At 73.3% G+C, this 5,972-nt stretch carries 5 protein-coding genes; 4 read left to right on the top strand and 1 reads right to left on the bottom strand.

What is annotated here, in order from left to right; translation table 11 throughout:
* Window positions 1-201: 201 nt before the first annotated feature.
* Window positions 202-3,309 (bottom strand): isoleucine--tRNA ligase, encoded by a 3,108-nt coding sequence (gene ileS / locus AB1673_17290; protein ID MEW6155712.1) that lies wholly within the window; start codon window positions 3,307-3,309, stop codon window positions 202-204.
* A 55-nt stretch (window positions 3,310-3,364) separates the two neighbouring features.
* Between ileS and AB1673_17285 the strand changes: the two genes are divergently transcribed.
* The 4 genes from AB1673_17285 (at window position 3,365) to AB1673_17270 (ending at window position 5,835) form a co-directional block, all read left to right on the top strand.
* Window positions 3,365-3,775, top strand: a complete 411-nt coding sequence (locus AB1673_17285) for a DUF167 domain-containing protein (protein ID MEW6155711.1) — start codon at window positions 3,365-3,367, stop codon at window positions 3,773-3,775.
* Between the two features lie 237 nt (window positions 3,776-4,012).
* Window positions 4,013-4,402 carry a TraR/DksA C4-type zinc finger protein gene (locus AB1673_17280; protein MEW6155710.1) on the top strand — a complete coding sequence of 130 codons (390 nt, stop codon included), beginning with the start codon at window positions 4,013-4,015 and terminating at the stop codon, window positions 4,400-4,402.
* Between the two features lie 82 nt (window positions 4,403-4,484).
* Window positions 4,485-4,910 (top strand): signal peptidase II, encoded by a 426-nt coding sequence (locus AB1673_17275; GenBank protein ID MEW6155709.1) that lies wholly within the window; start codon window positions 4,485-4,487, stop codon window positions 4,908-4,910.
* Between the two features lie 4 nt (window positions 4,911-4,914).
* Window positions 4,915-5,835, top strand: coding sequence for an RluA family pseudouridine synthase (locus AB1673_17270; protein ID MEW6155708.1), 921 nt, complete (start codon window positions 4,915-4,917; stop codon window positions 5,833-5,835).
* Window positions 5,836-5,972: the final 137 nt, after the last annotated feature.

The following is a 5,972-nucleotide window of genomic DNA, read 5'->3' as shown; positions in this document are numbered from 1 at the left end:
CGCCCGCCAAGGCGGCCCCCGCCCGCAAGGCGCCGGTCACGGCCAAGGAAGCCGTGGCCAAGGCCAAGGCCACGCTGGCCGAGAAGGCGGCGGCCAAGAAGACCGCCCCCCGCAGCCGTAAGTCGCCCGGCACCTGACCCCGGGCCCTGCCCGCTGGGCCCGAGTGGCCGCCCCGCCCGGGCGGGGTGGGGCGGGGGAGACCTACTGCGGGGTGACTTCCATCGTTACCCGGAGGGCTTCGCCGTCGACGTCGATCTCGTAGGTGGTCCCGCCGGCCGCGCCCACCGTGCCCACCTCCAAGGAGGCGGCCAGGACCTCGCCGGCTACCCACCGGTGGTGGGCGGCGAGGGCGGCGGCCATGCGAGGCCCGGCCTCGACGGTGAGGGCCACCCGGTCGGTCAGGGCCAGCCCGGCCTGCTTGCGCAGGTCGTTGAGCTCGCGGGCCAGGTCGCGGGCCAGACCCTCGTGGCGCAGCTCGTCGTCGATGGCCAGGTCGAGGGCCACGGCCCAGCCCGCGTCGGCGACCACCGCGTAGCCCTCGTGGTGCCCGGCCCGCAGTTCGACTTCGCCGGCCACCAGCCGCTCGCCGGCCACCTCGACGAACCCGTCGGCGTCGAGGGCCTGGCGTAGGGCCGACCCGTCGGCCGCCGCCAGGGCGGCCTTGACCTCGTTGACCCGGGGCCCGAGGCGGGGCCCGAGCGCCCGGAAGTTGGGCACAGCCGTCCAGGTCATCACTGCGGCCAGGCTCTCGACATCCTCCAGTTCCTTGACGTTGAGCTCCTCGGCCACCTGTTGGCGGCCCTCGGCCGTGAGCGCCGCCCCGGGGTGCAGCAGCAGGGCCCGGCGCAGGGGCTGGCGCTGCTTGTGGCCCGACTCGGCCCGGGCGGACCGGCCCAGGGCCACCAGGCGGACGACGGTGGCCATCTCGGCGTCGACGGCCGGGTCGACGGCCCCCGACGGCTCGGGCCAATCGGACAGGTGGACGGAGGCCTCGCCCGTCAGGCGGGTGTAGAGCTCGTCGGCCAAGAAGGGCGTGAACGGCGCCAGGAGCTGGGACGTGACCACCAGGCAGCGGTAGAGGGTGGCGTAGGCCTCGGGGCCCGAGTCCCCCCAGAACCGGCGGCGCGACCGGCGCACGTACCAGTTCGACAGCTCGTCGACCAGCGAGACGATGCGCCCCGCGGCTCTTAGGGCGTCGAAGTCCTCCAGGGCCTCGGTGACCTCGATCACGGCGGCGTCGAGCGTCGAGCGCGCCCAGCGGTCGAGGAAATGCCCGGGCTCGGGTTGGGCCGCCGCCTCTTGCCCGCCCTCCCCGGGCTGCCAACCGTCGATGTCGGCGTAGGTGGCGAAGAACGAGAACACGTTCCACAGCGTGAGCAACGTCTTGCGGGTGGCCTCGCGGATGCCGTCCTCGTAGACCCGGCGGCTGGTCCAGGGCGAACCGGCCGAGAAGAAGTACCACCGCAGGGCGTCGGCCCCGAAGTTGTCGAACACGTGCCAGGGGTCGAGCACGTTGCCCTTCGACTTGGACATCTTCTGGCCGTGCTCGTCGACCACCAGGGCCAGGCAGACCACGTTGCGGTAGGGCGTGGACCCGAAGGCCAGGGTGTTGACCGCCAGCAGGGAGTAGAACCAGCCCCGCGTCTGGTCGATGGCCTCGCAGATGAAGTCGGCCGGGAAGTAAGGGGGCGCGCCGCCCGGTTCGGGCTGGTCGAACGGGAAGTGGTGCTGGGCCGAGGGCATCGACCCCGAGTCGAACCAGGCGTCGAGCACCGGGGCCAGGCGCCGGGCCGTACCGCCGCACCGGGGGCAGGCCACCTCGACCTCGTCGACGTAGGGCCGGTGCAGGTCGAGGGCCGACAGGTCGCGGCCCGACAGCTCGGCCAGTTCGGCCACCGACCCCACGCACGTGTCGTGGCCCGCCTCGCACCGCCACACGGGCAGAGGCGTGCCCCAGTAGCGGTCCCGGGAGAGCGCCCAGTCGACGTTGTTCTGCAGCCAGTCCCCGAAGCGCCCGTGCTTGATGTGCTCGGGGTGCCAGCTGATGGTCTCGTTCTCGGCCAGCAGGTCGGCCTTGCGCTCAGGCGTGCGTACGAACCACGAGTTCTTGGCCCAGTAGAGCAGGGCCGTGCCGCAGCGCCAGCAGTGGGGATAGGAGTGGCTGTAGGGCTCCTCCCGCACGACCAGGCCGCGGGCCGCCAGCTCGGCGATGATGGCCGGGTTGGCCTCGCGAGCACCGGTGCCGGCCCAGGGAGCGGCCGCCGCCGTGAAGGAGCCGTCGGCCCCCACGGGGTTGAGCACGGGCAGGTCCTCGGCCCGGGCCACGTCCATGTCGTCGGCCCCGAAGGCGGGGGCGATGTGAACGATCCCGCTCCCGTCCTCGGTGCTCACGAACCCGGCGGCCACCACCCGCTGGCCCCGCTCGTCGAGGGGGAGGACGTCGAAAGGACGGCGGTAGCGCCAGCCCACCATGTCGGCCCCGGACCAGCGTTCGACCACCTCGGCCCCCTCGGGGGCCAGGGCGGCCGCCATGACCAGGTCGCGCCCGCCGCCGGGCGCGGGCACCCGCACGTAGTCGATGTCCGGCCCGACGGCCGCGACCACGTTGGAGACCAGCGTCCACGGCGTGGTCGTCCACACCAGCAGGTCGTAGTCGGCCCCCTCGACCGGGAAGCGGACATAGACCGACGGGTCGGTGACGTCGCGGTAGGCGCCCGGCTGGCCCAGCTCGTGCGACGACAAGGCCGTCCCGCACCGGGGGCAATAAGGCACGACCCGGTGGCCCTCGTAGAGCAGGCCCTGGTCGTGCAGGTTGCGGACCAGCCACCACACCGACTCGACGTAGGAGTTGTCCATCGTCCAGTAGGTGTCGCGCGTGTCGATGGACACGGCCGCCCGTTCGGTCAGGGCCGCGAAGTCGCCCACGTAGCGGCGCACCGATTCCCGGCAGCGCCGGTTGAACTCTTCGATGCCCAGGGCCTCGATCTCGCCCTTGGACGAGATGCCCAGTTCCTTTTCGACCTCGATCTCCACGGGCAGGCCGTGGCAGTCCCAGCCGCCCTTGCGGGGGACGTCGCGACCCCGCATGGTCTGGAACCGGATCCACAGGTCCTTGAAGGCCCGGGGCCACACGTGGTGGAGGCCGGGCCGGGCGTTGGCCGTGGGCGGGCCCTCGTAGAAGATCCAGGGCGGGGCACCCTTGCGCAGCGACTTCACCCGTTCGGTGAGGTCGCTCTCCCGCCATCGTTCGAGCATGCGCTCCTCGACGGCGACGAAGTCCGCCTGGGGGTCTACGGGGCCGAAAACCATGGTCCTAGGGTAAGCGAGCGTGCCAGGGCCTCGTCCGGTCTATGTTTGCGGCCCCATGGACGTCAGCGACCTCTACCGCACCGAGCCCGCCGACGGGGGCCCAGGCGACGGCACCGGCGACGACCCGGGCGACCGCGGCCGGCCGGCGACGGTGGTGCTCAACGTGCACGTCCAGCCCGCGGCCGGGCGGTCGGCGGTGGTGGGCCGCCACGGTACGGCTCTCAAGGTGCGGGTCGGGGCCTCTCCCGAGGGGGGCCGGGCCAACGAGGCGTGCGCCGCCCTGCTGGCCGAGACCTTCGGCGTGAAGGGTTCGAAGGTCGAGCTGGTGAACGGAGCGACCAGCCGTTCCAAGCAGTTCCGGGTCATGGTCGAGGACCTCGACGAGTTCCGCCGACGGCTCGAGCAGGTCTCGGCGGGAGCAGCCCCCGGCGGGTCGTCCCGCCAGCCCGGCCCCGGGCGGCGATGACCGGCGACCGCGCGTCACGACCGGGGCGCTGCGGTTGGTACAATGCCCGGCCCCTCCTGGTGGGGGGCAGGCACGGCCAACGAGCCGCTGCCTTCGCCGAGCTAGCTGGTCCGGTCGCCCATGCCGAGAGTCACCAAGTCCGCCGCAGCAACCGACAAGGCCGGCCCCACCCGCAAGGCCGCCAGGCCCAAGCCCGAAGCGGCTCCCGCGAGGCGGTCCGGAGGCAACGCCAAACCTGTGACTGAACCCGCACCCACAACCGACAAGTTCATCGACGAGCAGCGGGCGCTGCTGCTGCAGGAGCGCGCCAACTACGCCCAGCAGGCCGAGATGTTGCGGGCCGAGGCCGAGCAGCTGGCCGCCGAGATGGAGCCGGGTGACGTCCAGTTCGACGAGGAGTCGGGCGAAGGCGGCACCATGAACATCGAGCGCGAGCGCGACTTGGCCCTGTCGGCCCAGGCCCGTGCGGCCGTCGACGAGATCGACCGGGCGCTGGCCAAGATCGAAGCCGGCACCTACGGGCGCTGCGAGCAGTGTGGGGAGCCCATCAAGCGAGCGCGCCTCAAGGTCATCCCCCACGCCGCTCTGTGCATCGCCTGCAAGAGCGGGGGGCTGTCGCGTCGCTGACCGGGAGCCCGACGGGCTGACGCCGGGCCCCGCCCCGACCAGCGAGACCGTCCCGCCCAAGCGCAACGGCATCGTGGTGGTGGTGGCCGCCGCGGTCCTGGTCGTGGACCAGCTGACCAAGCAGTGGGCCCTGTCCGCCCTGGCCGACGGGCCCATCGAGCTGTTCGGCGCCGTCCGGCTGCTGTTGACGTTCAACAGCGCGGGGGCCTTCGGCCTGGGCGGGGCGGCTGTCCCGTTCCTGGCTGTTGCCGCCCTCGGGCTGGTCGTGTTCATGGCGTCCAGTGGGACGATGACCCGCTCACCGCTGCTGGCGACGGCCGTCGGCCTGGTGCTGGGTGGGGCCTTCGGCAACGTCGCCGACCGGCTGTTCCGGGGCCGGGGCTGGCTCCAGGGGGCGGTGGTCGACTTCATCGACGTCGGGCCTTGGCCCGTCTTCAACGTGGCCGACACGGCCATCACCTGTGGCTGCGTCCTGCTGGTCTGGGCCGGCTGGCGGGTAAAGGATTAGGACGATGCCGGCCTCGGTAACGATCCCCGAATCGCTGGGCGGCGAGCGGGTCGACCGCGTCGTGGCCATGCTGTGCGACGTGACGCGGGCCGAGGCCGCCTCACTGGTGGCGGCCGGTGCGGTCGCCCTCGACGGCCGGGCCGTGGCCACCCGCTCCAGCCGAGTGGCCGGAGGCCAGGTGCTCGACGTGGAGGTGGACCGGTCCTTCCGCCACCCCGAGGCGGTCGAGGCCGACCCGTCGGTCGAGGTGCCGGTGGTGGCCGTCGACGACGCCTTCGTGGTGGTCGACAAGCCGCCCGGCCTGGTCGTGCACCCCGGGGCCGGCCACCGCACGGGCACGATGGTCCAGGGCCTGCTGGCCCGCTTCGGCGAACTGGCGGGCGTGGGCCAGCCCGGCCGCCCGGGAGTGGTGCACCGCCTGGACGCCGGCACCTCTGGCCTGCTGGTCGTGGCCCGTACCCCCGAGGCCTACCGTTCTCTGGTCGACCAGTTGGCGGCCCGCACGGTGGAGCGCTGCTACCTCGCCCTGGTGTGGGGGACGGTCGAGGCCCGCTCGGGCGTGGTCGACGCACCCATCGGCCGCTCGGCCGCTGATCCCACCCAGATGGCCGTCGTGTCCGGCGGCCGCCCGGCCCGCACCCGCTACGAGGTCGTCCAGCGCTACACCAGCCCGGTGGCGGCCACGCTGGTCGACTGCCGGCTGGAGACGGGCCGCACCCACCAGGTCAGGGTCCACCTGGCCGCCATCGGCCACCCCGTGGTGGGCGACGAACGCTACGGCGGCCGGCGCTCGTCGTTGCCCGCGGCCCGGCCCTTCCTGCACGCCTACCGGCTGGCCTTCGACCACCCCGTCGACGGCCGGCCGTGCTCGTTCGAGTCACCCCTCCCTGCTGACCTGGAGGAAGTCCGTGGACTACTGGCATAGACAGCTAGGCGACCGCTGGCCCGGCGACGAGGGAAGGCCCCCGGCCACCCGGGGCCCGGGCCCGGCCCACGGGCGCGAGGGTGCCAACCCCGGCGCGGGCCCGAGGCCGGGACCTCGCGGTGACGGCGAGCCCGGCC

The organism is Actinomycetota bacterium, assembly GCA_040754375.1.
Taxonomy (GTDB): domain Bacteria; phylum Actinomycetota; class Acidimicrobiia; order Acidimicrobiales; family AC-14; genus JBFMCT01.
This window is presented reverse-complemented; position numbering and strand designations above follow the sequence as displayed.